The 2,413-nt window shown below is 65.1% G+C and carries 2 protein-coding genes; both read right to left on the reverse strand.

Going from position 1 to position 2,413, the window contains the following annotated elements; all coding sequences use genetic code 11:
* Window positions 1-62 precede the first annotated feature (62 nt).
* Window positions 63-932, reverse strand: a complete 870-nt coding sequence (gene istB / locus A5785_RS03395; RefSeq protein WP_005202502.1) for an IS21-like element helper ATPase IstB — start codon at window positions 930-932, stop codon at window positions 63-65.
* Window positions 929-2,278 (reverse strand): Mu transposase domain-containing protein, encoded by a 1,350-nt coding sequence (locus A5785_RS03400; RefSeq protein ID WP_005202509.1) that lies wholly within the window; start codon window positions 2,276-2,278, stop codon window positions 929-931. The genes istB and A5785_RS03400 overlap by 4 nt, the downstream gene beginning before the upstream one ends.
* Window positions 2,279-2,413: the final 135 nt, after the last annotated feature.

A 2,413-nucleotide genomic window follows, 5' to 3' on the forward strand; every position in this document is an offset into this window, starting at 1 on the left:
TGACGAGGCTCAAGAAAGTTCCCCAGGTGTGCTCACTGAAATTCCCCACCCGTGGGCGGTTTCTACTGTAGCGACCTTCTGGTGGGTGCGGTGGCGGTGCGCTGGCTGTGGGTGCGGGCGTGATGGTCACGAAGCCGGTAGGAGTCGCCGTCGAGTTTGAGCACGACGGAGCGATGCAGCAGCCGGTCGAGCATGGCTGCGGCGACGGTGGTGTCACCGAGCACTTCGCCCCATTCGGCGACGGACCTGTTGGTGGTGATGACGATGGATGTTTTCAAATATCGTTGCGCCACAACCTGAAACAAGGCTGAAGCGGCTTCGGCCGGCAATGGGAGGTAGCCGAGCTCGTCGATGACGAGCAAGGTGGGTCCGGCGAAGAATCGCATGCAGGTGGCCCAACGTCCTTCGATCGCGGCTTTGTGGCAGCGTGCGGCCAGGTCGGCGGCGGTGGTCACATAGGTGCGATAGCCGGCGTGGACCGCGGCGTTCGCAAGCCCGACCGCCAGATGCGTCTTGCCCGTACCCGGCGGGCCGATGAGCAGCACGTTCGTCGACGATTCGAGGTAGGCACACGTCCCGAGTTCGCGGATCAGCGCCCGGTCCACGCCGGGCGCGGCGTCGTAGTCGAAGCCGTCCAACGTGGCCGGGGTGGGCAGGCACGCGAACCGCAACCGCCCGGCAAGCCGTCGGGCTTCGGTGGCATCGACCTCGATGCCCAGCAGGTGCTCGAGAGTCTGGGTCATCGACCACTCGTGCTCGCTGGCGGCCGCCAAGACTTGGGGCAGGGCTTCGGCTGCGGCGTCGAGTTTGAGGACGGCGAGATGTCCGCGTAGTTGCTGGTAGACCGAGATCGCTGATTGTGACTGTGGCCCAACACTATTCGAAGAGTCCAGCCCAGCATTGTCGGTGTCGGTGTTGGTGTTGGTGGTCATGGGAGGTGGGTCCTGTTCTGTGCGGCGCGTTCGTACACGCTCATGTCGATGATCGATGCCTGCGGGCCGGTATCGTCGGTGTTGGTTGTGTTGTGGCGCAGTGTGTTTGCGGCGTCTCGGGCGGCCTGGCCGGGTGGGATACGTTCTTTGCGGCGATGCGGCCGACGGCTGCTGGAGGCGCCGGCTTTGGCCAGGGTCTCCAGCGCGACGACATGCCCGTGATCACGCACTTGGGCGCCCGACCCGGGCGTGGCGAGGCGGTGCCGCGCGATCACGATGCCCGAATCGGTGGCGATGTCGATGTGTCCGTCCCCGAGCCGCTCGCTCACGGTGACTTCACTCATCGCCACCTCCGGCGGCACCGAGTACTGGTTGCCGCGCCACGCCACCAGCGCCTGGCGCGATACCGTGCGCATCTCGGTGAGCGTGGCCGGATACGGAGCCGCTGGTGGGGCGCTGAGCGGTTCGCGAGCGGCCACCGTGATCACACTCGCCCGACCATCAGAGGTCGGGCGCATCCGTGCATCCGAGCGGGTGCGGCAGAAGGTGTCGCAGCTGGTTTGCGCTTGTTCGGGTGTCGTCTCGTCGGGAAGGGTGCGCCACCAGCGTTGTGCAGCAGTGTGATTGGACTTCTCCACCACACCCTTGCGATTGCCTCTGCGAGGTGGGCACACATCGACCGAGACCCCGTAATACTTGGCCACGCCAGCGAACTCGGCGGTCAACGCGCCGGTCGACGGGTGGCAAACCGTCGCCATCCGGTCAAATCGCCACGACTTGGTGACCCCGCCGAGTCGGCGGGTGATGCGGTCGATCCCGGCGATCACCTGCGGGCGAGTCATATCCGGCGCCAGGTAGCCCCGCCATTTGCCGGAATGCGCCAACGACCCGACAAGCAGGAATGCTGTTGAACCCCAACCCCATTCGTCCGGCGGGTTCGGTAACTCCACCCAATCCCATTGCGTCTCCTCACCCGGCGGATGCTCGATGACCGCGTTCGCCCGCTCCGTCACCAGGGCGCACGCCTCACATGTCGGGCGCAGGCCACGTTGCCGGATCTGGCGGGTCAATGTCGGATAGGACTGGGTGTAGCCGAGGTCCTCGAGTTCGTCGCACAACGTCCGTGACCACAGATGTGGGTCCTCAACCAGACGCGCGGTGACGTAGGCCAGGAACGGCTCGAACGGATCCGCCGCCGACTTCTTACGCTCGCCCGGGCTGCGCTCACCGTTGAGGTAGGCGCGAATGGTTTTCCTGTCGTGCCCGGTGTGGCGGGCGATCGCCGAGATCGTCCACCCCCGTTTGTGTAGTGCATGTACTTCCACATCGTTCTCCCGTGTCAACATGAAAGCGGGCCTCCCGAGATAGTTGGTGAGTGGTCAGAGACCATCAGCATCACGGGAGGCCCGCCTACTCTGGCGGTGCCACACGGGTGGGGAATTCAGATGAGCATCACTGGGGAATTTCGATGAGCGCCGTCA

This window comes from Gordonia sp. 852002-50395_SCH5434458, from assembly GCF_001665905.1.
In the GTDB taxonomy this organism is placed as follows: Bacteria; Actinomycetota; Actinomycetes; order Mycobacteriales; family Mycobacteriaceae; genus Gordonia; species Gordonia jacobaea.

Excerpts from the sequence above, each read along its gene's own strand:
- A5785_RS03400 (WP_005202509.1), bottom strand. The coding sequence starts at position 2,278 with ATGTTGACACGGGAGAACGATGTGGAAGTACATGCACTACACAAACGG.
- istB (WP_005202502.1), bottom strand. The coding sequence starts at position 932 with ATGACCACCAACACCAACACCGACACCGACAATGCTGGGCTGGACTCT.